This window comes from Kitasatospora sp. NPDC050543, assembly GCF_044457565.1.
Classification (GTDB): domain Bacteria; phylum Actinomycetota; class Actinomycetes; order Streptomycetales; family Streptomycetaceae; genus Kitasatospora.
The window spans coordinates 215,422-239,607 of record NZ_JBITGZ010000003.1; the positions used below are offsets into that span (position 1 = coordinate 215,422).

At 74.2% G+C, this 24,186-nt stretch carries 19 protein-coding genes and 1 pseudogene; 11 read left to right on the forward strand and 9 right to left on the reverse strand.

The features are described 5' to 3' along the window. The first annotated feature begins 5 nt into the window (after positions 1 to 5). The 5 genes from ACIBH3_RS05350 (at position 6) to ACIBH3_RS05370 (ending at position 5,513) form a co-directional block, all read left to right on the forward strand. Entirely contained in the window at positions 6 to 1,205 is a 1,200-nt protein-coding gene (locus ACIBH3_RS05350) for a homogentisate 1,2-dioxygenase (protein WP_396310538.1), read from the forward strand. Continuing rightward, positions 1,202 to 2,083 carry a hypothetical protein gene (locus tag ACIBH3_RS05355; RefSeq protein WP_396310539.1) on the forward strand — a complete coding sequence of 294 codons (882 nt, stop codon included), beginning with the start codon at positions 1,202 to 1,204 and terminating at the stop codon, positions 2,081 to 2,083. The genes ACIBH3_RS05350 and ACIBH3_RS05355 overlap by 4 nt, the downstream gene beginning before the upstream one ends. After that, the gene (gene fahA, locus ACIBH3_RS05360) at positions 2,080 to 3,300 is read left to right on the forward strand and encodes a fumarylacetoacetase (RefSeq protein ID WP_396310540.1); all 1,221 of its coding nucleotides are present in this window, start codon (positions 2,080 to 2,082) and stop codon (positions 3,298 to 3,300) included. The genes ACIBH3_RS05355 and fahA overlap by 4 nt, the downstream gene beginning before the upstream one ends. Positions 3,301 to 3,490: 190 nt before the next feature. Then, positions 3,491 to 4,525, forward strand: a complete 1,035-nt coding sequence (locus ACIBH3_RS05365) for an enoyl-CoA hydratase/isomerase family protein (RefSeq protein WP_396310541.1) — start codon at positions 3,491 to 3,493, stop codon at positions 4,523 to 4,525. A gap of 196 nt (positions 4,526 to 4,721) precedes the next feature. Then, on the forward strand, positions 4,722 to 5,513 hold the full coding sequence (locus ACIBH3_RS05370; RefSeq protein ID WP_396310542.1) for an enoyl-CoA hydratase: 792 nt from the start codon (positions 4,722 to 4,724) through the stop codon (positions 5,511 to 5,513). Between the two features lie 204 nt (positions 5,514 to 5,717). Here ACIBH3_RS05370 and ACIBH3_RS05375 read toward each other — a convergent pair whose 3' ends face one another. Next, on the reverse strand, positions 5,718 to 7,526 hold the full coding sequence (locus ACIBH3_RS05375) for an NAD-binding protein (RefSeq protein WP_396310543.1): 1,809 nt from the start codon (positions 7,524 to 7,526) through the stop codon (positions 5,718 to 5,720). A 229-nt stretch (positions 7,527 to 7,755) separates the two neighbouring features. Between ACIBH3_RS05375 and ACIBH3_RS05380 the strand changes: the two genes are divergently transcribed. Next, a complete protein-coding gene (locus ACIBH3_RS05380; protein ID WP_396310544.1) occupies positions 7,756 to 8,355 on the forward strand; it encodes an HdeD family acid-resistance protein in 600 nt (199 codons plus the stop codon). Positions 8,356 to 8,443: 88 nt separating this feature from the next. On the opposite strand, the gene ACIBH3_RS05385 is transcribed toward ACIBH3_RS05380, so the two are convergent. From ACIBH3_RS05385 to ACIBH3_RS05400, 4 genes are all read right to left on the reverse strand, one after another. Then, positions 8,444 to 9,133, reverse strand: coding sequence for a DUF6461 domain-containing protein (locus tag ACIBH3_RS05385; RefSeq protein ID WP_396310545.1), 690 nt, complete (start codon positions 9,131 to 9,133; stop codon positions 8,444 to 8,446). A 32-nt stretch (positions 9,134 to 9,165) separates the two neighbouring features. Further along, complete coding sequence (locus tag ACIBH3_RS05390; RefSeq protein ID WP_396310546.1) at positions 9,166 to 10,572, reverse strand: CoA transferase; 1,407 nt, start codon at positions 10,570 to 10,572, stop codon at positions 9,166 to 9,168. Between the two features lie 35 nt (positions 10,573 to 10,607). Then, positions 10,608 to 11,258, reverse strand: coding sequence for an HAD family hydrolase (locus ACIBH3_RS05395; RefSeq protein WP_396310547.1), 651 nt, complete (start codon positions 11,256 to 11,258; stop codon positions 10,608 to 10,610). Between the two features lie 64 nt (positions 11,259 to 11,322). Further along, positions 11,323 to 11,949 carry a LysE family translocator gene (locus ACIBH3_RS05400; protein WP_396310548.1) on the reverse strand — a complete coding sequence of 209 codons (627 nt, stop codon included), beginning with the start codon at positions 11,947 to 11,949 and terminating at the stop codon, positions 11,323 to 11,325. Positions 11,950 to 12,073: 124 nt separating this feature from the next. Here ACIBH3_RS05400 and ACIBH3_RS05405 point away from each other — a divergent pair, with 124 nt between their 5' ends. Then, entirely contained in the window at positions 12,074 to 12,532 is a 459-nt protein-coding gene (locus ACIBH3_RS05405; protein ID WP_396310549.1) for an Lrp/AsnC family transcriptional regulator, read from the forward strand. A 78-nt stretch (positions 12,533 to 12,610) separates the two neighbouring features. Here the strand turns inward: ACIBH3_RS05405 and ACIBH3_RS05410 are convergent, their stop codons facing one another. Next, entirely contained in the window at positions 12,611 to 13,918 is a 1,308-nt protein-coding gene (locus ACIBH3_RS05410; protein ID WP_396310550.1) for a cytochrome P450, read from the reverse strand. A gap of 217 nt (positions 13,919 to 14,135) precedes the next feature. Here ACIBH3_RS05410 and ACIBH3_RS05415 point away from each other — a divergent pair, with 217 nt between their 5' ends. From ACIBH3_RS05415 to ACIBH3_RS05425, 3 genes are all read left to right on the forward strand, one after another. Further along, positions 14,136 to 14,942 (forward strand): helical backbone metal receptor, encoded by an 807-nt coding sequence (locus ACIBH3_RS05415; RefSeq protein ID WP_396310551.1) that lies wholly within the window; start codon positions 14,136 to 14,138, stop codon positions 14,940 to 14,942. Between the two features lie 196 nt (positions 14,943 to 15,138). Then, positions 15,139 to 16,149 carry a transglycosylase SLT domain-containing protein gene (locus ACIBH3_RS05420; protein WP_396310552.1) on the forward strand — a complete coding sequence of 337 codons (1,011 nt, stop codon included), beginning with the start codon at positions 15,139 to 15,141 and terminating at the stop codon, positions 16,147 to 16,149. A gap of 83 nt (positions 16,150 to 16,232) precedes the next feature. Beyond that, positions 16,233 to 17,309 carry a HEAT repeat domain-containing protein gene (locus ACIBH3_RS05425; RefSeq protein ID WP_396310553.1) on the forward strand — a complete coding sequence of 359 codons (1,077 nt, stop codon included), beginning with the start codon at positions 16,233 to 16,235 and terminating at the stop codon, positions 17,307 to 17,309. Positions 17,310 to 17,468: 159 nt separating this feature from the next. Here ACIBH3_RS05425 and ACIBH3_RS05430 read toward each other — a convergent pair whose 3' ends face one another. From ACIBH3_RS05430 to ACIBH3_RS05440, 3 genes and pseudogenes are all read right to left on the reverse strand, one after another. Further along, positions 17,469 to 19,352 (reverse strand): hypothetical protein, encoded by a 1,884-nt coding sequence (locus ACIBH3_RS05430; RefSeq protein ID WP_396310554.1) that lies wholly within the window; start codon positions 19,350 to 19,352, stop codon positions 17,469 to 17,471. Between the two features lie 386 nt (positions 19,353 to 19,738). Then, positions 19,739 to 21,163 (reverse strand): annotated as a pseudogene (locus ACIBH3_RS05435) (lipase maturation factor family protein); the annotation flags it as partial. A 278-nt stretch (positions 21,164 to 21,441) separates the two neighbouring features. Further along, the gene (locus ACIBH3_RS05440; protein WP_396310555.1) at positions 21,442 to 22,491 is read right to left on the reverse strand and encodes a GAF domain-containing protein; all 1,050 of its coding nucleotides are present in this window, start codon (positions 22,489 to 22,491) and stop codon (positions 21,442 to 21,444) included. Between the two features lie 400 nt (positions 22,492 to 22,891). Between ACIBH3_RS05440 and ACIBH3_RS05445 the strand changes: the two genes are divergently transcribed. Continuing rightward, positions 22,892 to 24,127, forward strand: coding sequence for an acyl-CoA dehydrogenase family protein (locus ACIBH3_RS05445; protein ID WP_396310670.1), 1,236 nt, complete (start codon positions 22,892 to 22,894; stop codon positions 24,125 to 24,127). Positions 24,128 to 24,186: the final 59 nt, after the last annotated feature.

The following is a 24,186-nucleotide window of genomic DNA, read 5'->3' on the forward strand; positions in this document are numbered from 1 at the left end:
GGACCATGGCGCATTACCGGCAGCTGGGCAGCATCCCGCCCAAGCGGCACACCCAGCACCGCACGCCCGAGGGCGGGCTGTACTACGAGGAGCTGATGGGCGAGGAGGGCTTCTCCTCCGACTCCTCCCTGCTCTACCACCGGGGCATCCCCTCGGCCATCGTGGACGCGCGGCCGTGGGAGCTGCCGGACCAGAGCACGCTGCCCAACCACCCGCTGCTCCCCCGGCACCTGAAGCTGCACGAGCTCTTCGCCGGCCAGGAGTGGAAGGCCGCCGACGTCGTCGGCAGCCGGCGCCTGGTCCTCGGCAACGGCGACGTACGGATCTCGTACGTCGCCGCCGGGGCGCCCAGTGAGCTGTACCGCAACGGGCTCGGCGACGAGTGCGTCTACGTGGAGTCCGGCACCGGCACGGTGGAGACGGTCTTCGGCTCGCTGGAGGTCGGCCAGGGCGACTACGTGATCATCCCCAGGGCGACCACCCACCGCTGGGTGCCCACCGGGGACGCGCCGCTGCGCGCCTACTGCATCGAGGCCAACAGCCACATCACCCCGGTCAAGCGGTACCTCTCCAAGTACGGCCAGCTGCTGGAGCACGCGCCGTACTGCGAGCGGGACCTGCGCGGGCCGGTGGGGCCGCTGCTGGTCGAGGGCACGGACGTGGACGTGCTGGTCAAGCACCGCGGCCCGGGCGGCGTCGCGGGGACCAGGTACACCGTGCCGCACCACCCGTTCGACGTGGTCGGCTGGGACGGCTGCCTGTACCCGTACGCCTTCAACATCAGCGACTACGAACCGATCACCGGCCGGATCCACCAGCCGCCGCCGGCGCACCAGGTCTTCGAGGGCAACGGCTTCGTGATCTGCAACTTCGTCCCCCGCAAGGTGGACTACCACCCACTGTCCATCCCGGTGCCGTACTACCACGCCAACGTCGACAGCGACGAGGTGATGTTCTACTGCGGCGGCGACTACGAGGCCCGCAAGGGCTCCGGCATCGGCCAGGGGTCGATCTCGCTGCACCCCGGCGGGCACACCCACGGCCCGCAGCCCGGCGCCTACGAGCGCAGCATCGGGGCGGAGTTCTTCGACGAGCTGGCCGTCATGGTGGACACCTTCCGGCCGCTGGAGCTCGGCGAGGGCGGCCGGGCGAGTGAGGACCCGGGCTACGCCTGGAGCTGGTCGGGGCGGGGGCCGGGCCGATGACGGCGGCTGCACCGGCCACCGGCGCACAGCCGACGCCCGGCGGCGTACCGGCGCTGTTCCGGGGGCTGTTCGACGACGCCGCGATCTTCCCGCCCGGCGACCTGCCGATGGCGCAGGCCGTGCCCGCCCACCGGGCGCACCGGGCCGCCTGGTACGCCGACGCCGTCGGCTCGTTCCTGTGCGGGGCGGGCCGGCTCGGCGAGCTGGCGGAGGTGACCGGGGGCCCGCTCCGGGTGGGCCTGGTGCTGCCCGGGGGCAGCACGGACCTGCCGTCCGCACTGAAGGCCGCCGCACCGTTCGAGCTGGCCGGCGTGGAGCTCGCCGCCCAAGGCGCCCGGGAGGCGGTGGCCGCGCTGGCGGAGCACCTGCCCGCGGGCGTGCCGGCGGTGGTCGAACTCCCGCGTGGCGAGGGCGCCGAGGGCCGCGCCGGCCTGGAGGCCGAGCTGGACGTGCTCGCCGGCTCGCCCTACCGGGTGAAGTTCCGCACCGGCGGTCTGGCCGCCGGTGCCTTCCCCACCGAGGCGGAGCTGGCGGGCCTGCTCGCCGCCTGCGCCGAGCGCGGCCTGCCGTTCAAGTGCACGGCGGGCCTGCACAACGCCGTCCGGCACACCGACCCGGTGACCGGCTTCGAGCACCACGGCTTCCTGAACGTCCTGCTGGCGGCCCTGGCCACCGACCGGGCGGCCGCCGCCGAGGCCCTGCGCGAGCGCTCGGGTACGGTACTGGCCGGCGCCGTCGCGGCGCTGACCGAACGCCAGATCACCACCGTACGAGGAGCCTTCCTCTCCTTCGGCACGTGCAGCATCGCCGAACCCCTGCACGACCTGGCCGCACTCGGCCTGCTGCCGCCCAGCACACCGCACCTGGAGGACCGTTGACCGCCGCCCGCAGCTGGCTCGCCACCGCACAGGACTCACCCTTCGGCGTGCACAACCTGCCGTACGGCGTCTTCACCGCCGCCGACCGGCCCGGCCAGCGGCGGATCGGCGTGCGGATCGGCGACTTCGTCCTCGACGCGGGCGCGGCCGCCCGCGCCGCCGGGACGCCCTCGGTGCTGCTCGACGCCGACTCGCTGGGCCCCCTGCTGGCCGCCGGCCGGCCGGCGTGGAGCGAGATCCGCGCCGGCCTGGTCGAGTGGCTGACCGACGAGACGTACCGCGACACCATCGCGCGACTGCTGACGCCGCTCGCCGAGGCCGAGCTCCACCTGCCGTTCGAGGTCGCCGACTACGTCGACTTCTACGCGTCCGAGCACCACGCCGCCAACCTGGGCCGGATGTTCCGGCCGGGCTCCGAGCCGCTCACCCCCAACTGGAAGCACCTGCCGATCGGTTACCACGGCCGGGCCGGCACGGTGGTGGTCTCCGGCACCCCGGTGGTGCGCCCGCACGGGCAGCGCAAGGCGCCTGCCGACGCCGTACCGAGCTTCGGGCCGACCGGGCGGCTGGACATCGAGGCGGAGGTCGGCTTCGTCGTCGGCGCGCCCTCCATGCTGGGCACGCCCGTCCCGATGGCCGACTTCCAGGAGCACGTCTTCGGCGTCTGCCTGGTCAACGACTGGTCGGCACGCGACATCCAGGCCTGGGAGTACGTCCCGCTCGGCCCGTTCCTGGGCAAGTCCTTCGCGACGTCCGTCTCCCCGTGGATCGTCCCGCTGGAGGCCCTGGAACACGCCCGGATCACCCCGCCGGCCCGCGACGTCGAGCCGCTGCCCTACCTGGACGACCGGGGCGGCGAGCCCTGGGGCCTGGACATCTCACTGGAGGTCAGGCTCAACGGATACCCGGTCTCCCGGCCGCCGTTCGCCGCGATGTACTGGACGGCGGCGCAGCAGCTCGCGCAGATGACCGCGAACGGCGCCTCGCTGCGCACCGGCGACCTGTTCGCCTCGGGTACGGTCAGCGGCCCCGAGGTGGAGAGCCGGGGCGCCCTGATCGAGCTCACCTGGAACGGTGAGAACCCGGTCAAGCTCCCGGACGGCACCACCCGCACCTTCCTGGAGAACGACGACGAGGTCACCATCACCGCCACCGCGCCCGGGCCGGACGGCACGGTGGTCGGCTTCGGCGAGGTCACCGGGCGGATCGTGCCGTGAGCGGCCCCTCCCGCCCGGCCGCCCCTCCCGCCTGAGCGCTCCCGCGCAGCCGTGCCGGGCCCCCTCGCGGGGTGCCCGGCACGGCTGCGCCGCGCCGAGTACCGTGTCGGGGAGATCTCCGGCGGAGGGATCACCGGCGGGACGCCGGGACGGATTCCGAGACGGACACCGAGGGGACGGGAGCGGCCCGATGACCGAAGAGGTACAGCTGCGCAGGGACGGCCGGGCGGGCCACCTCGTCCTGAACCGCCCGCGGGCGCTCAATTCGCTGACCCACGCGATGCTGGGCACCGTCCGCGCGGCCCTGGACACCTGGGCGGCCGACGACGAGGTCGCCACCGTCGCGCTGAGCGGCGCCGGCGAGCGCGGCCTCTGCGCGGGAGCGGACATCCGGGCGATCCACGACGACGCCAAGGCCGGCGGGGCCGGCGCACGGGCGTTCTTCCGCGACGAGTACCGGCTCAACGCGCTGATCGCCCGCTACCCCAAGCCGTACGTCGCGCTGATGGACGGCATCACCATGGGCGGCGGGGTCGGGCTCTCGGCCCACGGCGGCGTGCGGGTGGTCACCGAGCGCTCGGTGGTCGCCATGCCGGAGACCAGGATCGGGCTGGTCCCCGACGTGGGCGGCAGTTACCTTCTGGCCCGCGCGCCGGGCGAGCTCGGCACCCACCTCGCCCTGACCGCCGCCTCGATGGGCCCCGGCGACGCGCTGCTCTGCGGCTTCGCGGACCACTTCGTGCCCTCCGGGCGCCTCACCGACCTCACCACCGCGCTGGCCGGCCGTGACGCCGCCGAGGCCGTCGCCGCCCTCGCCGAGACGGCCCCCGCCGCCGGCCTCGCCGAGCAGCGCGACTGGATCGACGGGTGCTACGCCGCCGACACCGTGGAGGAGATCGTCGACCGGCTGCTCGGCAGCGGCGTGGCCGAGGCCAAGGAGGCGGCCGAGCAGATCCTCGCCAAGTCCCCCACCTCGCTGAAGGTCACCCTCGCCGCGCTGCGCCGGGCCCGTGGCCTCGGCTCACTGGAGGCGGCGCTGGACCAGGAGTACCGGATCTCCTGCGCCGCGCTCCAGGCCCCCGACCTGGTGGAGGGCATCCGGGCGCAGGTCGTCGACAAGGACCGCAACCCGCGCTGGTCCCCCGCGGCCCTGACCGAGGTCTCCGAGGCCGACGTGGCGCGCTTCTTCGCCTCCCGGGGCGCCGACGAGCTCCGGCTGGCCTGACCGGCCGCCGGCGCGCCCGCCCTCCGGGGCGCCACCCGGCCGTTCGGATCCGGCCGCCGTTGAGGCGGTCGGCCGGGGCCCTCGGGTGACGACCGTCTCGCATGCCAAGACTGGCGCGGGGAGGGGCCGGTCGTAGATCGTGGGGTCGTCAGGGCGCAATCTCGTGCCGCAGAGCAGCGAATGGGAGTCAATGGCGATGACCGACGACACGTCGACCGAGTACGAGACGATCCTCGTCGAGCGCAAGGGCCGGGTCGGCCTGATCACCCTCAACCGGCCCAAGGCGCTCAACGCGCTCAACACCCGGCTGATGAACGAGGTGGTGGCGGCGGCGACCGCCTTCGACCGTGACCCGGAGATCGGCGCGCTGGTGATCACCGGCTCGGAGAAGGCCTTCGCCGCGGGCGCGGACATCAAGGAGATGCAGGGCAACCGCTTCCCCGACGTGTACCTCGACGACTGGCTGGGCCCGTGGGACCGGCTCGGGCAGCTGCGCAAGCCGGTGATCGCCGCGGTGGCGGGTTTCGCGCTCGGCGGCGGCTGCGAGCTGGCCATGCTCTGCGACATCCTGCTGGCCGCCGACAACGCCAAGTTCGGCCAGCCGGAGATCAAGCTCGGGGTGATCCCGGGCATCGGGGGTTCGCAGCGGCTCACCCGCGCGGTGGGCAAGGCCAAGGCGATGGAGCTCTGCCTGACCGGCCGGATGATGGGCGCCGAGGAGGCGGAGCGGGCCGGGCTGGTCTCCCGGATCGTGCCCGCGGCCGAGCTGCTGGCGCAGGCGCTGGCCACCGCCGAGACGGTGGCGGCGATGTCCGCACCGGCCGCGATCATGATGAAGGAGAGCGTCAACCGGGCGTTCGAGACCACGCTGGCCGAGGGCGTCCGCTTCGAGCGCCGGCTCTTCCACGCCGCCTTCGCGACCCAGGACCAGAAGGAGGGCATGGCGGCCTTCGCCGAGAAGCGCGCGCCGTCCTTCGAGCACCGCTGAACCGGCCAAGGGTCAGGTACCCCCACCTGCGGGGGGGGGGGGGGGGGGGCGCCCCGCCCCCCCCCGGGGGGGCCCGGGGGGCCCCCCCCGGGGGGGGGCCCGGCGGGGGGGGGGGGGGGGGGGGCGGCCCCCCCCCCCCCCCCCCGCGCCCGCCCCCCCCCGCGGGGGGGGGGGGGCGCCCCGCCCCCCCCCCCCCCCCGCAGGTCACTCCGTGACCGCCACCGGGGTGTTGAGCCGGGCGAGGCCGCTGCGGGTCGCGGCGACCACCACCCGGTCCCCCGGCACCAGCCGGCGGGTGCGGTCCGCGAAGTTCCACCGGTAGGCCGGTGGCTCACCGGCCGGCCGGACGGCGATCACCCGCACACCGCCCGGGTCCTCGATGTCGTGCTGGTCCATCCCGACCAGTCCGCTGCCCTCGTCCGCGCGCAACTCGGCGATCAGCAGCACATGACGGAAGACGGAGAGGGTGCCGAGCACCTCGCGCCCCATCAGGGCGGCGGCGAAGGCCGGCGCCGCGAGGTAGGACACCGAGCGGGAGACGGCGTTGTCGAGGGTCGCGTACACGTGGTGGGCGAAGTCGTCGTCGAAGAGCCGCAGCACGACCCGTACCTCGGGCCTGACCGCGCGTGCCTCCAGTGCCGCCTCCAGGTTGGCCGCGTCGTCGCCGCTGACCGCGACGAGCGCGCGGCTGTGCTTCAGCCGGGCCCGGCGCAGCTGGTCCTCCAGCGGGGCGTCGCCGACCACGACGGGTATGCCCAGCGCGCGGACGGCCGCGATGCCCCTGGCCTGCGGGTCACGCTCGATGCAGACCACCGGCACGCCCAGGTCGCGGACCAGGGTCGCCACCCGGGTGCCGACGTTGCCGAGGCCGACCACCACGACATGGTCGCGGGTGCCGGCTCCGGGGTTCCGGGCCGGGCCACGCCGGCCCGAGGCCAGCACCTCGACCATGATCGCGGTGGCGACGGGGGCGAAGGTGATGCCGCAGAAGGTGATGACCACCTGGGCGACCCGCTGCCAGGGCCCGCCGGCGGCCGCACCGCCGGCGGCGTCGGCGCCGTACTGGTCGGGCTGGGCGGCGCCGGCCAGGTCCAGCAGCGAGATGTAGAGCGTCCAGCCGAAGTCCCGGTTGAGGTACCAGAGCACCGCGAAGGAGAACAGCACGGCGGCGAGGGCGGTGAACAGCACCAGCCGCAGCCGGGCACTGGTGAAGTAGCGCAGCCCGTCCAGCAGCCGCCAGCGCAGCCTGCGCCGCCAGGGGATCCGGACGACCGGCTCGCCCGGCAGGGCCTGGAGCGCGCCGACGCCGCCGACCGGCCCGGGCGCGGCCTCCCGGGCGGATCGGGCGCCCGGGCGGATCGGACCCTCGTCGCCGAACTCCCTGGCCAGCTCGATGAATCCGGCCGAGGGCGTGCCGACGTCCGGCAGCAGCCGGATCCGCCCGAGATCCTGCCGGTCGATGTGGTCGGCGACCACGCAGACCCGGTCGTCGTCGATGTCGTCGTCGTACGCGATGTGCAGGAAGCGGCCGCCGACCCGGACGGAGTTCGGCCGGGAGAGCGCCGCGTTGGCGAAGGCCGGGGCGGCGGTGGCGGAGCCGGAGAGCGCGGCGCCGTTGTGCAGCAGCCGCTCGATGTTCTCGCCGAGACGCTGGTTGAACATCCGCAGCACGATGCGGATGCCCGGGTTGTGGTTCTGGGCGCTGAGCGCGGTGTGGATGTTCTCCTGGTCGCTGCCGTCGACCATCGCGATGCCGCGGGCGCACCTCACCCCGGCGGCGCGCAGCGCCTCCTCGGTGACGGTGCTGGACTCGACGACGGCGGCGAGGCCCGGGATCTGCTCGATCTGCGGCGCGTGGTCGCGGGTGCGGTCGGGTACCAGCGCGACCACGCGGACGTCGTAGTGCTCGACCAGTTCCAGGATCAGCCGGTGGGCGAGCGCGTTGCCGCCGCACACCACGTAGTGGTTGCCGAGCGGCTCGACCGGAGGGGCCCCCAACCCTTCATGAGTCATATCCTCAGATCCTACTGAGCGATCTTGAGCCACAGGTGACGATCAGGTGACTGATGTGCCATCAGATTCGGTACGCCGGGCGTTCGGGCAGCCGTCCGGCGTGCCCTCGATCGGCACCGTGGGCGGCACGGGCCGCCTCATCCGGACGGGTGCCCGGGCGTGCGCCGGCCGGGCACCGCACCGACAGTGGGGGGCGGACCCCGCCGTCGGACCATCAGGAGCACTCACCGTGGCCATCCCCTCCCGCTCTCCCGAGGCGGCGCCGCTGCCCGGCCCCCTGGGCACGCTCGCCAACGCCGCCTGGCAGGTCCTGCTGGCCGCCGGGCTCGCCTCACTGGCCCTCGGCGTGATCGTCTTCGCCTGGCCCGAGCAGACCCTGCGGGTGGTCGGCGTGCTCTTCGGGCTCTACCTGCTGATCATCGGCATCGTGCAGGTGGTCGCCGCCTTCGGCACGCACGCCGCGACGGCGATGCGCGTGCTCGCCTTCATCAGCGGCGCCCTGTGCGTGCTGCTCGGGCTGCTCTGCTTCCGCAGCGCCGCGCAGTCACTGCTGCTGCTCGCGCTCTGGATCGGCATCGGCTGGCTCTTCCGTGGCATCCTCCACATCGTCGCCGCGGTCTCCGACGAGGAGATGCCGGCCCGGGGCTGGCAGATCTTCGCGGGTGTCGCCAACGTGCTGGCCGGGGTGCTGCTGATGGTCTGGCCGCTCGGCTCGATCGCCGCGCTGACCGTCCTCGCCGGGTGCTGGCTGCTGATCCTCGGCGTGATCGAGATCGTGACGGCGTTCCGGGTCCGCAGCCAGGCCAAGCAGCTTCCCCCGGGAGTCTGAGCGCCCCGGCACGCCCGTACTCCCGGCGCCCTGGACCCGCCGCGGCGGCTCGCGCGCTCCCGCGGGCCGCCGTCGGCGTACCCGCCGCTCAGCGCGGCTCGGGGGCCGCTCCGCAGCGGAAGACCGCGGACTCCAGCAGCTCCGGGGTGAGGCGGACGCCGGTCAGGTGCTCGGCGAACGCGAAGGCGGCCTCGGTGTGCAGCGTGTGGTCGTGCTCCTCGCCCGCGCTGAGGTCGAAGCCGGCCAGCCGCATCGCCTCCGCGGCGGCCTCGGCGTCGCTGCCCTGGCGCTCCCGGGCGAACAGCGGCTCGAAGTGCAGGCGCTCGCGGCCGTCCTCGTGCCAGTAGAAGTGGTCGGCTGCGTTGACGTTGCGGAAGTGCGAGACCAGCCGGGTGCCGCGGGAGAGGGCCGCGATCACCTCGCGGCTGACGCCGAGGTGGCCGTAGCTCTCCACCGCCAGCGCCCAGCCGCCGATCTCGGTGGCGGCGATGAACATGCCGTCCTCGTCGTCGCTCTCGTCCTCTTCGCCCTCGTCGCCCTCGGCTTCGCGGTCCTCGTCCTCGTCCTCGTCCCCGTCCTCGTCATAGCCGCCGTCCTCGAACTCGTCGGCCGCTTCGAGGACGGCGCTGAGGCCGGTGACGGTCCGGATCGGCCCGGCGTCGATCCGCCGCAGCAGCTCCTCGGCGGACATCCCCTCCACCATCGTCAGACAGTACGCCTCGACCAGCTCGCGCCAGTGCTCGCTGATCCAGGTGTAGTCGGAGGCATGTGCAGTCATGCCGTAGATGCTCTCAGACAGCTGTGACAGCGTCAGAGCCAGGCCGCCCGGTCCGTGCCCCAGCGGCCGGGCGGCCGGCGCCAGTCGGCCGGGCCGCCCTCGTACGCCACCGGGGGCAGGGCGTAGCGCAGCCGCCCCAGCGGGGAGTCGGTCTCGGCGAGCCAGCGGGCCGGGTCGTACGGTCCGCCCCCGGCGCCGGACCCGGCTTCGCCCTGCGCCCCGGTGCCAGGGCCAGGGCCGGGGCCGGGCTCGATGCCGTACATCAGCCAGGAGGCGGTGCCCGCGAGGGAGAGTCGCAGCCGGCGCCCGCCGCCGGTGGCCCGGCGGTCGGTCAGGGCGCGCAGGGCGGCGGCGGCGAGCAGGTAGCCGGTGCCGTGGTCCAGGGCCTGCGCGGGCAGGACACCGGGGTGCCCGTCGGCGGCGGCCTCGGTCCGCGCGATCCCGCAGCGGGCCTGGACCAGGCTGTCGAAGCCGCGCCGCCCGGCCCAGGGGCCGGTCCGGCCCCAGGCGCTGAGCTCGGCCACGACCAGGCCGGGGCAGCGCTCCAGCAGGGCGTCCGGGCCGAGACCGAGGCGGTCGAGCGCGCCGGGGCGGTAGCCGGTGACGACGACGTCGGCGCCGGCGAGCAGGTCCTCGAAGGCCGCACGGTCGGCGGGGGCGGCGAGGTCCAGCCGGGTGGAGCGCTTGCCGAAGCCGGTGTCGGCGTGCGCGTCCTCGGATTCGGGCAGCCGGGGTGCGTCGATGCGCAGCACGTCGGCGCCGAGCAGGGCCAGGGTCCGGGTGGCGACCGGGCCGGCGATCACCCGGGTCAGGTCCAGGACCCGGACTCCCGCGCAGGGCAGGCCGGCCGGCGGCAGGGCCCGAGCGGGTGCGTCACCGACGCGTTCGGCCTCCACCAGCGGCCGCGTCTCACGCTCGGGGGCACGGACGGCGACGGCCAGGGCGCCGGCCGCGTACGCGGTCTCCTGGACCCACTCGGCCGGGTGCTCGCGCAGGGTCCGCGCCAGCCGGCGGACGGCGGCCTCGTCGTCGCGGCCGTCGTCCGGCAGGCCGAGGGCGGCGAGCAGCCGGGCGCGGTGGTGCGGGTAGTTGGCGTGGGTGCGGACCCAGCCGTCCCTGGTCTGCCAGAAGCCCGAGAGCGAGGCGAAGCTGACCGGGGCCCGGCCGTCGATCCGTAGATGGCGCTCGCTGACGAACGCCGTTGCCACCGCGCCCTCGTCCACCCGGACGGCGGGGACGGGCCCGCCGGAGCGGGCCGCGCCCAGTTCGGCCGCCGCGAGCGAGCAGGCGGCGACGGTGGCGCGGGCCAGCTCCCGGACGGGCAGCCGGGCGGGGAGCAGCCCGCCGGGGCCGTGGAAGGAGACCCGCTCCAGGAGCGTCCCGGCGCCGCCGAGGGCGGACCAGGCGTGCGCGGTGGCGGCGTCCGGACGAGGTGTCATGGCCGCATTCTGCTACAGCGCGCCGGGGTTGATGATCACATCTCGGTGATCAGGGCGGGCAGGGCGCGCATGTCGTCGATGACCACGGTGCCGGGCCCCGCCAGCCAGTGCGCCGGGGTGATCCCGCCCGCGTAGCCGACCGAGCGCATGCCCGCCGCCCGGGCCGCCCGGACCCCGTACCGACTGTCCTCGACCACCAGGCAGGCCTGCGGCGGGACGCCCATCCGGGCCGCCGCGTGCAGGAAGAGGTCGGGTGCGGGCTTGCCGTGGGCGACCTCGGTCGCGCTGTGGATGCGCCCCTCGAAGCGGGGGTGCAGGCCGGTGCGCCCGAGGGTGTGCCGCAGCTTGGCGTGGCTGCCGCTGGAGGCGACGCAGGTCGGCAGGGTGATCGCGTCCAGGGCCTCGATGATCCCGTCGACCGGGGCCAGGCCGGCGTCCACCTGCTCGGCGTGCAGTTGGTCGAACCGCTCGGCCCAGTGGTCGGCCGTCGCCCGGTCGAGCCGCTCGGCGATCTGCTCGCCGATGGAGGTGCTGGAGCGGCCGACGAAGCGTTCGATGATCTCGTCCTCGGTGAGCGGCCAGCCGAGCTCCGCTCCCAGGGTGTGGTGGACGCGGACGGCGATGGGCTCGCTGTCCACCAGCACCCCGTCGCAGTCGAAGATCACGAGTTCGATCGGCTTGGTCATCACCGCAGGATAGGGGAGCCCGCCGATGCCGCCGGGGCCGGGCCGGTGCACCCCGGACGGTCCGTCAGGTGCCGGCGGTGACGCCCGCGACGAGCATCAGCAGCAGGGCGGAGACCATCGTCATCCGGCGGGCGGCCTGCGGTGTGCCTCCGAGCCGGCCGCCGAGCCGGCCCGCGGCGACGGCGACCGCGGCGTAGACGACGGCGCAGGCGAGCACGTTGAGCGAGCCGAGGGCCAGCACCTGGCCGCCGACCGGCAGGTCGGAGGCCGGGTCGACGAACTGCGGCACCAGCGACAGGTAGAGCAGCAGGCCCTTGGGGTTGAGCAGGGCGGTCAGCATGCTCTGGCGCAGCACGGTGGCGGTGGGCTGCGGGCGGGCGGCGGCGAGCTCCCCGCCTCCGCCGCCGCGCAGGGCGAGCAGCATCGTCACGGCGAGCACCAGCAGGTACGCGGCGCCGGCGATCCGCAGGGCGGGCAGCAGGGCCGGCACCGCGCGCAGGGCGGCCGCGAGGCCGGCGCTGGAGAGCAGGGTGTGCACGGTGTAACCGGCGCAGACGCCGCCGACGGCGGTGAGTGCGGCGCGGCGGCCCTGGCCGAGCCCGCGGGCGGCTATGTAGAGCCAGTCGGGCCCCGGGGTGCAGACCAGCAGGAGGTCGACCCCCAGGAAGAGGAGGAGGGCGTGCGTTTGCATGGCGGCCTGTTCTGCGATGTGGAAGCGTCCCCGATGGTTCGATCACTGAAGGTAGCCGGATTGGCGTGGCAGCCGATGGCCACTTCGTGTCCGGACCACCTGAAGCCTGGCAGAATATTGCGCCATGGACCGAATCGACCGCAGAATCCTCCACGAGCTCCAGCAGGACGGCCGTCTCACCAACGCCGACCTGGCCGCCCGGGTGGATCTCACCCCCTCCCCCTGCCTGCGCCGGGTACGGCAGCTGGAGCAGGACGGGGTGATCTGCGGCTACCGGGCGCAGCTGGACGGCGCCGCGCTCGGGCGAGGGTTCCAGCCCTTCGTGACCATCGTGATGCGGCACGAGGACCGCGCGACGGTGGCGGAGTTCGAGCAGCGGGTCGCCGCGCTGCCCGAGGTGGTCGAGGCGCACCGGCTGTTCGGCGACCCGGACTACTTGCTGCGGATCGCGGTCGCGGACATCGCGGCGTACGAGCGGTTCATCACGGACGTCCTGTCCGGCCTGCCCGGCATCGCGCAGGTCAACTCGCACCTGACGATGAAGCAGGTCAAGGCGGACCGGGGCATCCCCACCGGCGCGTAGCCGGCCCGGCGGCGGGCGGGGGTGCTCGCGGTGGGCCGGCGCGGCGGCGGGCGGGGTCGCCCGTGGCGGGCCGGCGGGTCAGCGGGCGTCCGCGCCCGGCGGGGTGAAGGTGAAGCGCAGCGACCTGACCCGGTTGTCGAAGTTGGACGGGATCAGCTCGGGCTCGCCGACCGAGCGGATGTCGGGCAGGCGGGTGAACAGCTCGCGGAGGAGCACCTTCATCTCCTGGCGGGCCAGGTGCGCGCCGAGGCAGTAGTGCGGGCCGCCGCCGCCGAAGCCGAGGTGCGGGTTGGGCGAGCGGGTGATGTCGAAGGCGTCCGGGTCGGCGAAGACGGCCTCGTCGCGGTTGGCGGAGCCGAAGAACAGCACCACCTTCTCGCCCGCCGCCAGCCGCGTCCCGTTGAGGTCGTGGTCGGCGGCGAGGGTCCGGCGGAACTGGATGATCGGCGTGGCATGCCGGATGATCTCGTCGACCGCGCCGGCGAGGTACCGGTCGAGGTCGGAGAGCAGCAGGGCGCGCTGCTCGGGGTGCGCGGACAGCAGGTGCAGTCCGTGCGCGAGGGCGTTGCGGGTGGTCTCCACCCCGGCGACCAGGAGCAGCGAGAAGAAGGCGCCGAGGTCACGCCCGCCCAGCCGCCGGCCGTCGACGTCGGCGGCGACCAGCGCGGAGATCAGGTCCTCGGTGGGCCGGCGGCGGCGTTCGCGGCCGAGCTCGGCGACCATGCCCTGCATCCGGGCCAGCGCCCGCAGCCCGCGTCCGGGGATGCGGATCCGGCTGCGCGGTGGCCGCTCGACCCCGATGTGCTCGGAGGCGCGGTTGACCTGGTCGAGGATGGCGCGCCGGGGCTCCTGCGGGATGCCCATCATGTTGCAGATGACCTGGAAGGGGAGTTCGGCGGCGACGTCGGTGACGAAGTCCTCCGGCCGCCGCTCGATCACCTCGTCGACCAGCCGGGCGGCCACCCGGCGGATGTCGTCCTCGGCGCGCTCCAGCAGGCGAGGGGTGAAGGCGCGGGAGACCACCCGGCGCAGCTGGGCGTGCCGCGGATCGTCAAGGTTCACCATGGAGTCGCCGAACAGGGCCCGTACCCAGCGGGCGGGCTCGGGCGTGGTGACGCCGGGCCCGCTGAGGAAGACCGCCGGGGTCCGGCTGGCCTCCACCACGTCGGCGTGCCGGACGATCGCGTGGAACCCCTTCGCCGGTCGACGGCCGGCCGCGGGGCGCTCGGTGAAGAACACGGGGGCGGGCAGCCGGCGGAGCTCGGCGAAGGCGGCCGCGCGGGTGGGCGCGGGGAGCTTCCAGAATTCCGGGTCGGCGAGGTCGAATTCGGGCCGGACGATGCCGGTGGAGCCCGTCGGTGCAGGGGTTCCCGCCACTGCGCTCATGCCCGCAGTACCTCCGTGTCTTGTCGGTGCCCACATTTAGCGGGCACCGGCCGACGGAATGTCAAACCACCTTGATTGTCCGATGATATGCATTTCTTGCACCATTCTCGTTCACACCGGTGTACGACGGCATTTCGCCCGGCACCCCCCGGTAGACCCCGGCGCCGCACGGCGCGAATGCCGTGGGCGCCCGCGCGGGCGGCGCTATCGTGGCCGGATGCCCCTCTCCCCCGACCCCCGCGCCACCCGCGTCGAGCCGGACGACCTCGGGCTGCCCGTACGGATCGGCGCCGTCCAGCAGGTGGTCTCCCTCGTCCCGTCGCTGACCGAGGCGGTGGCCGTGACCGCCCCCGGGCTGCTGGTCGGCGCCACCGACTGGTGCAGCCACCCGGCCGACCTCACGGTGACCAGGATCGGCGGCACCAAGAACCCCGACGTGGCGCGGATCATCGCGCTGGCCCCTGATCTGGTGCTGGCCAACGAGGAGGAGAACCGGCTCCCCGACCTGGACGCCCTGCGGGCCGCCGGAGTACCGGTCTGGGTCACCGAGGTCCGCACCCTGGAACAGGCGCTGAGCTCCCTGGAGCGGGTGCTCACGGTCGCCTGCGGCCTCCCCCGGCCGCACTGGCTCGACCAGGCGGAGGCCGCCTGGCGCGACGTCCCGCAGCCGCCCCGGCCCCTGCGGACGGTGGTGCCGGTCTGGCGGCGCCCGTGGATGGTCCTGGGCCGGGACACCTTCGCCGGCGACCTGCTGCGCCGCCTGGGCGCCCCGCCACTGCACGCCGCCCACCCGGAGCGCTACCCCGCCATCCCGGTCGACGAACTGCTCGCCGCCGGGCCCGAGTTGGTGGTACTGCCGGACGAGCCGTACCGCTTCACCGCCGAGGACGGGCCGGAGGCCTTCCCCGGCGTGCCGGCCGCGCTGGTCAGCGGCCGTCACCTGACCTGGTACGGACCCTCGCTGGCCGAGGCCCCCGCACTGCTCGCCGCGCAGCTCGCCGACCGGCGGCCGGGGCGGGGGTAGAGGGCGCTGGCCGGGGGTCGCAGCGGGATCGCGGGTCGCGGCCGCAGGCCGGGATCGCGTAGGCGTACGCGTTCGCGTTACGCGGGCAACCCGGGCGCGGACGCCGTGCGCGTGCGTCGTAGGATGACGCCTCTTGATGACGGACTGACAACACGGGGCGGCGCACATGCGGGTCAGGGCTTCTCAGCGCGCGATAGTGGTCGTCACGGCGGTCACGGCGGCGACCGCACTGCTCACCTCCTGCGGTGAGAAGCACGCCACCGCGAGCGGCACGCCCTCGGCCGCCACCGTCGCGGCCGAGGCCTCCGACACCCCCTCGGCGAGCGCCTCGCCCTCGGCCTCGCCCTCGGCGAGCCCGACCGCCTCCCCGAGCCCGACCGCCAGTGCCTCGCAGGGCCCAACGCCCAGCCGGTCGGCCCGCCCCGGCACCACCGCCCCCGGCAAGCCGGCCACCGGGCAGCCCACCACGGCCGCCCCGAGCACCGCGGCCGCCGCCGGCGCCGCGCCGAAGGCGGCCCCGCCCGCACCCGTGGCCGCACCCGCGCCCGCGCCGGTCGCCAAGCCCGGTCCGGTCGCCCCGACGCCGCCACCCGCGCCCGCCACCCCGCACGTCCCGCCGCTGCAGAGCTCCTGCAAGCCGAGCAAGCCGAACCCGGACGAGCCGCAGAGCGCCGTCGGTGAGGCGCTGGCGGCCGCCGCGGCGCAGCCGCGGTCCCTGACCCTGAGCAACGGCGGCACCGACAAGCTGCCGCCGCTGCCCGCGGCCCTGGTCAAGGCCATCGCCTGGCAGGAGAGCGGCTGGCAGTCCGGCATCCTCGCCTGCGACGGCGGCATCGGGACGATGCAGGTGATGCCGGGCACCGTCACCATGATGAACAACAAGTACGGCACCAAGTCCGACCCGAACACGCTGAACGGCAACGTCCAGCTCGGCACCCAGCTGCTGGACTGGCTCGTCGCGTACTACGGCGACTCCTGCTTCGGCGGGAAGTACGACCTCTCCCCCGACCCGGCGACCGGCAAGACGCCGCTGCTCGACCTGGTCATCTCCGCGTACAACGCCGGCGCGGGCAACGTGCACTACAACACCGTGACCGATCCGGCCACCGGCGCCGTCACCGGCAGCCTGGTGATCCCCAACCCGAGCTACGTCGCCAACGTCAAGGCCCTGATGTCCCGCGCCCCCTGGACGAGCGCCGCCGGCTGATCCAGGCGGCCGGCCGGGACGGTCCGGGCCGCGCCGGCGGCAACTCGCGTGCACGTTCGCCCTGCGTGCGCCAGACTGCCCCGATGAACGCGGCGGGCAGTACGGCGGAACTGGTCGGGCAGGCACTGGCGGCACTGCTGGTCGCCGAGGAGTCGAACGAGTCGGACGACTGGGACGAGTACGGCGCGCTGCTGTGGCGCGCGGCCGCCGACGGGGAGTCGTCACTGTCGCTCGGCCTGGAACTGACCGGCTCGAAGGATCCGGTCGAGCGTGAGGTGGGCTGCGACCTGCTCGGCAACGCGAGCGACCAGCACGAGGCCGTCCGGGCCGAGAGCGCGGCGGCGCTGGCCGAACTCGCCGGGCGGGAGAGCGAGAACCGCGTACTGGAGTCCCTGGCGCAGGCGATCGGAACGACGCGCGACCGGCGTGCCGTCCCCGTCCTCCTCGCGCTCACCGGGCACCCCGACGCGGACGTGCGCCGACGGACCGCCTGCGCCTTCGCCGGGGTCGCCACCGGATCGGCGGACGGACCGGACGTCCACGCCCTGATCGCACTGACCCGCGACGCGGACCCCGAGGTTCGCGACTGGGCGACCTTCACGCTGGGCTTCCAGCTCGACGCCGACAGCCCCGCGATCCGGGCCGCACTCTGGGAGCGGACGGGCGACGACTCGGCGGAGGCCCGCGAGGAGGGCATCCGCGGACTCGCCCGCCGGCACGACCCGCGCGCCGTGCCCCTGCTGACGGAGCTGCTGCGCGACCCCGAGGGCGCCCTGACCCTCACCTTCGACGCGGCACGGATCATGGGCGTCCCGCAGCTGCTGCCGGCCCTTCAGGACTACGACCCGGAGAACCCCGGGGTCGCCGCCGCCCTGAACGCCTGCGACCCGGCGCGACGGGCCCGCCTGGACGCCGACGCCTGGGAGCTGGTGTGCGAACTCCACCGGCGCCGCCCCGACCTGGGCGCGGCCGTCCTCATGAGTCGCTTCGACGACGGCCTGACCCTGCATCTCGCCACCGGTCCGGAGGCCTCGGGCTACTGCGTCGAGGCGCTGCTCGCACGGGCGGGCGGCGACGTCGCAGGTGCCGTCGAACTGGTCGTGTCCGACCTGCCCGGGAGTGGCACCGCCGCCACCGCGGGGGCGCCGTCGCAGCTGTGACGGGCGGGCAGGGACCAGGACCCGGCGGGCGGACAGCGGACCGGCCCGCCGCAGGAGTCCGGTGAGCGGGTCAGCGGCGGGCGACATGTCGTCGTCCCTGCTGCTGCCCCGCTGCCCGGGCCCTACGGCGGGCCGGTGGTGGAACGGGATCCTGCCGGCTCAGCTACGAGCCTCGGTGACGGCGGCGCCCAGCGCCTCCTTGATGCGCGGGCCGAGCCTGGCGAAGCCCAGCTCCTTCATCGCGGCGCGCAGCAGGTCCTCGTCGCTGCGCTCGACCGCGTCGCTGTCGATCCAGCGCACGACGGCCAGCAGTTCGTCCGCCGAGTAGGCGGTGACGGGACGCCCGGGGGTGACGGCCGGCTTCTTCGGCCGACGCGTACGGGCGCGCGCGGGCGCCGGCTCCTCGGTGACCGCCTCAGCGGGCTCCTCGGTGACCACCTCGGCAGGCTCGGCTGCCGCGACCGGCGCGGCCTCCGGCGCGGCGACGGGCGCGAGGTCCACCTCGGGCTCGGCCGCCATGACCTCCATGACCTCCACGGCCGGCTCGACCGGCGCCTCGACCGGCTCGACAACGAACGGCTCCTCGGCCACGACGGCCTCGGCGAGGGGCTCGACGCTCTGCTCGGATTCCGGGTCGACGGCGGCCTCGGCCTCGGTGACCGCTTCGGCATCCGACTCGGCGATCAGCTCGACCTCGGCGGCTTCGGCCACCGGCTCGATGTCGGCGTCAGAGGCCTCCACGGTGACCGGGTCGGCCGCTGCCTCGGCCACCGCGGGGACGTCCGGCTCGACGTCCGCCTCGATGACCGGCTCAGCCGCGGTCTCGGCAACCACGATGTCGGCCCCGGCCTCAGCTTCGACCGCCGGCTCGACGTCCGCCTCAGGCGTGACCTCGGCCTCGGCGGGCTGCGCCGCCTCCGGCTCGACGTCGGTCTCAGCCGCGAGCTCGACCGCCGGCTCAACCTCAACGGTCGGCTCGGCCACTGCCTCAGCGGTCGGCTCGACCTCGACGTCAACCTCGACGACCACGTCGACGTCCGCCGTCTCCGCCGCTACCGCGGCCTCGGCCTCCGGCTGGTCCTCGGACTGGCCGTCGCGCTGGCCGCCGGCCAGGGCCTGGCGGGCGGCGTCGAGGCCGCCGGTGTGGCGCTGGTAGGCGGCTTCGGCGGCACGGCGGTCCGCGTTGGCCGTGGTGAGTTCGGCGAGCAGGTCGGCGAGGCCGTGCTGCTCCAGGGTGGTGCGCAGGGCGCGGATGGTGGGCAGCCGGTAGAGGGTGCCCTCGTCCGCCGCGAGGCGCTCGACCAGGTCGACGATCTCCTTGAAGGGCTGCGCCTCCAGGTCGTTGGCCGGGAGCAGGCGGGCGAGTTCGGCCAGTCCTGCGCCGATGGCCTCGAAGTCCTGCGCCGCGGCCTCCACCGGCTCGCCGTTGGCCGGCGGGACGGGACGGGCGCCCTCGGGGGCGAAGACGGCCCAGGCGCGGCGCTCGACCTCGGCGGCCGCCAGGGCCTCGTGCAGGTCCTCGCGCCGGGCGCGCGGGACGACCGCGAGCGACTGTGCCTGCTTGCGCAGGGCCCGGGCACGCAGCCAGGACAGCTTGATGCCCCGTTCCTTGCGCCAGGCCGAGCCGGCCGTGGCGGCGGTGAGCGCGTCCAGGTCGGCGGCGTAGGCACCGCGGTGGAGCGCGCCGGCGGTGCGGTGCACGCGCTGGAGCAGCTCGACCAGCAGCGCCGCCTCGGCGACCGTGCCCGGCTCGCTGAGGCCGGCGTCGGCGGCGAGGCCGACGACCGTCTCCCAGACCTGCTGGAGGTCGCGGCCGCGCAGTTCGGCGAGGACGGTCGAGGCGGCGCGGGCGTCCTCGGGGGTGGCGACGGTGTCCACGGCGGCGTACCAGGCGTGGGTGTCGGCGCTGAGGGTGAAGGCGCCGAGTTCGGCGTACCGGCCCAGCTCCTCACGGAGGTCCGGTGCGGTGTCGGTGGTCGCGGGGGCCTCGGCCAGGTCCGATTCGTCGGCTGCGTCGGCGTTTCGCGAATGAAGCACTGTCATGTGAAGTCCGGTTTCCTGGCAGGGCGACTACGGCGGGACTGGAGGGAGGCGGCGGGCCGGTGCGCGGGCCCCGGCGGATGGGGCGTCGGGCGGGGGCGGACCGTCGGCGTGGACGCCCAGAATACGGGTGCTCGTTCGAGCCTTGCACGCACCCACCACCCGACAGGCCGACGTGACGCCGCGGACCCCCCGTCCGGCGGCGGCCGGCCCGGCTGCCCGGACGCCCTGGCCGAGGTCTGCCCGGGCCGGCGGCGGGGCTCCGGGCCGTCCGGGCGCGGCCGCCCGGCGAGCGGGAACGCCCGCAGTCCGCGCCCGCCCGGGCCGGAGCGGGCGGCGCGAACGCCGCCGCGGCGGCCCAGCGGAGGGTACTGGCCCATCCTGCCCAGGCTCTCCAGGCTTGTCGGTGCCAGGTATTCGTACAGCACCGTCCGGTGCCACCACGCGCCCGTCGCCCGCAGTTCACGCCAATCGGTGAACCGGTAGAGGTGCAGCACCGCCCGGATGTGGGTGGGCGGCGCGGCCGGGAAGGGGTTGGCGCGCAGCAGCTTGAGGGTGTCCGGGTCGTTCACCAACAGTCTGCCGACGAACGGCAGGAACCAGGACCGGGCGTAGGCGGGCGAGATCGCCGCGAACCACATCAGCCAGTCCAGGCGCAGATGATAGGGGGCGAACTGGCGCGGCAGCCGCCGTACGTCACCGGGTTTGCCCTTGAACCCGTACTCCCGCCAGACGGTGCGGTCCGTGACCTCCGGCTCGTCGGTGCCCTCGACCACCACCTCCTGCCGGATCCGGTTGATGCTGCCGAAGGCGCCGTAGGTGTTGACCAGGTGGATCCGGTTGAAGGAGCGGTTCATCACCTGCCCGCGCGAGATCATGTTGCGCACCGGCCAGTAGCTGAGCACCAGCACCACCCCGCCGACGGCGAGCACGAGCGCGCCGAACCAGTCGGGTACGGACGGGTGGAGCGGCGGCGCGGGCGGCGTGAACACCGCGTCCAGGCTCCGGGTGTCGAGGGCGGCGACGGCGAGGGTGATCGTCAGCCAGTTGAGCCAGGCGAAGTTGCCGGAGGCGACCAGCCAGAGCTGGGTGACGATGACCAGGGCGGCGGCCACGCTCGCCACCGGTTGCGGCAGCAGCAGGCAGACGGGGACGACGAGCTGGGTGAAGTGGTTCGCGGCGACCTCGACGCGGTGGAGCGGGGCGGGCAGGTGGTGGAAGAACCAGCTGAGCGGGCCCGGCATCGGCTGGGTCTCGTGGTGGTACCGCAGGCAGGTGAGGTCGCGCCAGCAGCTGTCGCCACGGATCTTGATCAGACCCGCGCCGAACTCGACCCGGAACACCAGCCAGCGCAGCAGCCACAGCGTCAGCGAGGGCGGGGCGACCCGCGCGTTGCCGAGGAAGGCCGCCAGGAAGCCGGCCTCCAGCAGCAGTGACTCCCACCCGAAGGAGTACCAGGCCTGCCCGACATTGACGATCGACAGGTAGAGCGCCCAGAGCAGCAGCCAGATCAGCACCGAGACCCAGAGCGGTACGAGGTCGGCGGCCCCGGCCACCACGGCCGTGGAGAGCGCGGCGCCCGTCCAGCAGACGCCGGCGAAGAGGCGGTCGGAGTAGTGGAGATGGAAGAGGCCGGGGGACTGCCGGAACGCCACCCTGGCGACGAAGCTCGGCACCGGCAGCATCCCGTGCTCGCCGATGAGCGCCCGGAACTGGTTGACCGCCGCCAGAAAGCCGACCAGGTAGACGGCGGCCAGCAGGCGCTGTACGAGCAGTCTGCTCAGCCAGTAGTCGGGCGCCGCCAACCAGTCCATGCCAACCCGTCCCTGTCTCGGCCGCTCCGTCCCCGGCGCCTATCCCTACCACCCGGCACCGGGCCGGGGAGCGCGCCGGCAAGGCGGGTACGGTCCGGTTCACCCGGTCGGACAGGTAGCCGCGGGCGCCGCCGACCGGCAGGGCGGGACGGGACGGGAGGAGTGGGGCGGCGCAGACGCGGGCGCGGCGGGAATGGCTGCGGCGGGGCTCCCCCGGCACGGGGAGCCCCGCCACGACGGAGTGGGGCGGGTGGGGTCGGAGCCCGGAGCGTGGGCGATCAGCCCGGGAGGATGAGGCCGGGCTCGCCGGCGGCGGGCAGGCCGGCGCGACCGGTCTGCTGGAGGCGGTCGACCAGCAGCGCCGCCAGGTTGCCGAGCTCCTCCTCGGTACGCGACTGCGCGGTGACGTCCATCCCGACGGTGAGGACGCCGTTGACCTGGCCGGTGCGGGCAACCCGCAGCGGGGTGCAGGTGAAGCTGAAGACCTGCTGGACGCGCGCGGCGTCGGGGCGGTAGGACTGGACCCGCACGTCGTTGAGCACGGTGGTGCGACCGGTGTGGAAGGCCTCCGCGACGGTCTGCTGGAGGCCGGCCGCGGCCAGCTGCGGGTAGGCCTGGCCCACCGAACCGTACGCCGTCGGGGCTCCGAAGGTACCGGCGTGCTGGGCGTTGGCGTAGCGGATCTCGTACGCCGGGCCGTCGGTGAGCATGATCGGGAAGGGCGAGCCGTCGAACGCGGCGAACATCTCCTGCTGCTGCGCGAGCAGGTTGTCGCGCAGGCGGATCTCGGACAGCAGCGCCTCGGCCAGGTGCTGGATGTCGCGCAGTCGCTCACGGCCCCACTGGCGGGGTTCGCGGTCCAGCACGCAGACCGTGCCGATCACGGTGTTGGTGTCGTCCACCAGCGGCGCTCCCAGGTAGGCGCGTACACCCAGCTCGTCAACGACCGGGTTACCGGCGAAGCGGGGGTAGGCCAGGATGTCGTCCAGCGCGAGCGGCGATCGCTGGGCCACCACGTGCGGGCAGAACCCGTGACTGAGCGGCATCTGACGCGTGGGCAGATCGAAGGCGATGCCGCGGTCGGCCCAGGAGTCCTCTTCTGCCGGTGCCTGGCCCGAATTTGGCGGAATGTAGAGCCCCCGGAACATCTGACGCTCGTCGTTGATGAAGTTGACCATCGCGATGGGGGCGCGGGTGATGCTGGCCGCCAGGTGCGCGAAGCGGTCGAAGGCTTCGTCCGGGCTGGGGTCGTTGAGACCCAGGCTGCGCAGTCGGCGGGTCCGCTCGGACTCGCCGGCGGCACCCGGGTACTGGCCTTGAGTGCTCATCACATCAGTCATGGCGCACATGTAATCAGACATTCGGAACCACCGGTGCGGGCGGTGTCCGGCAGCTCGATCCACCGAGCGGCGCATCCGAGGAGTTGGCCGACCGATCGGACGGTGGCCGCTGCGGGCCGAAGATCATTCCCGGCTGACGGACGTTCAATCATGCTTCGCAGGTGTTGCGCCACTTTTCGCCAATCCATGATCGACTCTGTAGTCGGGCGTGTCCACATACGACAATGAGGCCTGCCGAGCGACGGGCACCCCCTCACCCCCGGGAGCTCGCCCGTTGCTCCCGCATTCACCCGGCGGCGTCACCGCAGCCGGCTCTGCCCCTCCCAGGCGGTGCATGCGGAACCGGCGACGGACGGAGGCACGGCCGAGGAGAGGATCCGCAATGGCGATGGACTACTTCACCGATGGACGGCACGAACGGCTTCGAGCCGAGGTGCGCGAGTTCGCGGAGAAGGAGGTGCGCCCACAGATCACCCGAATGGAGGCCGAGCGCAAGGTAGAGCACGAGCTGGCCAGGGCCATCGCCCGCCGGGGCTGGATAGGTGTCACCATCCCGCGTGAGTACGGCGGCCTGGGCCTGGGACATCTCGCCAAGACCATCATCGTGGAAGAACTCTCCCGGGTCAGCGGCGCGATGGGCGCCATCGCCCAGGCCTCCCAGCTGGGCGTGGCCAAGGTGATCCACTTCGGCTCGGCCGGGCAGCGGAGAAAGTGGCTGCCGCGCTTCGCCTCCGGACAGGCCCTGCCGACCATCGCCGTCACCGAACCGGAGTCCGGGGGGCACGTGCTGGGGATGTCCGGCACCGCGCGACGCGAGGGCGAGGAGTACGTCCTCAATGGCCGGAAGTGGTTCGTCGGCAACTCGCACGTCGGCGACGTGCACGGCGTCGTCTTCCGGACCGGCAAGGGCTCCAAGGGACTGTCGGCCTTCCTGGTCGAGAGCGACCGGCCCGGCTTCCGGCTGGGCGAACTCGGTTCGCAGAGCGGCCTGCACGGCTTCAGCTTCGGCGAGATCGTCTTCGAGGACTGCCGGATCCCGGTCTGCAACCGGCTGGGCCGCGAGAGCCAGGGCCTGGACGTCGCCTACTCCTCCAGCGTGCTGTACGGCCGGCTGAACCTGGCCGCCGTCGCGCTCGGCATCCACCGGGCGATCGTCGAGGACACCGTGCGGTTCGCCGAGGAGCGGATCCTCTACGGCAAGCCGCTCTCCCAACTCCCCACCGTCAACCTGAAGATCGGCGAGATGCAGTCCCGGCTGATGACGGCCAGGCTCACCGCGTACCACGCCTCCCACCTGCTCGACCTCGGCCGACCATGCGACGCCGAGCTGATGAACGCCAAACTGATCAACACCGAGTACGCGCTGGACTCGGCACGCAACGCGATGGAGATCCACGCGGCCCGCGGCCTGCACGCCTCGTACAACATCGAGCGCTACCTGCGCGACGCCACGCACATCTACCCGCCCGCCGGCACCTCGGACGTCCAGCGACTGCGGCTCGGGCAGGTCGCGGCGGGCACGTACGGCAAGCAGTGGTCGGCCGAACTGGCCTCGGTGACGTCCTGGGCCTGGGCCGAGCAGGTCCGCTCGGAGGTCGAGGCCGAGGCCCTGCTGGCCGGCTGACCTGCTCCGACGCCGAGGGCCCAGCTGTCCGCCGGTACGCCGGCCGGCAGCCGGACCCT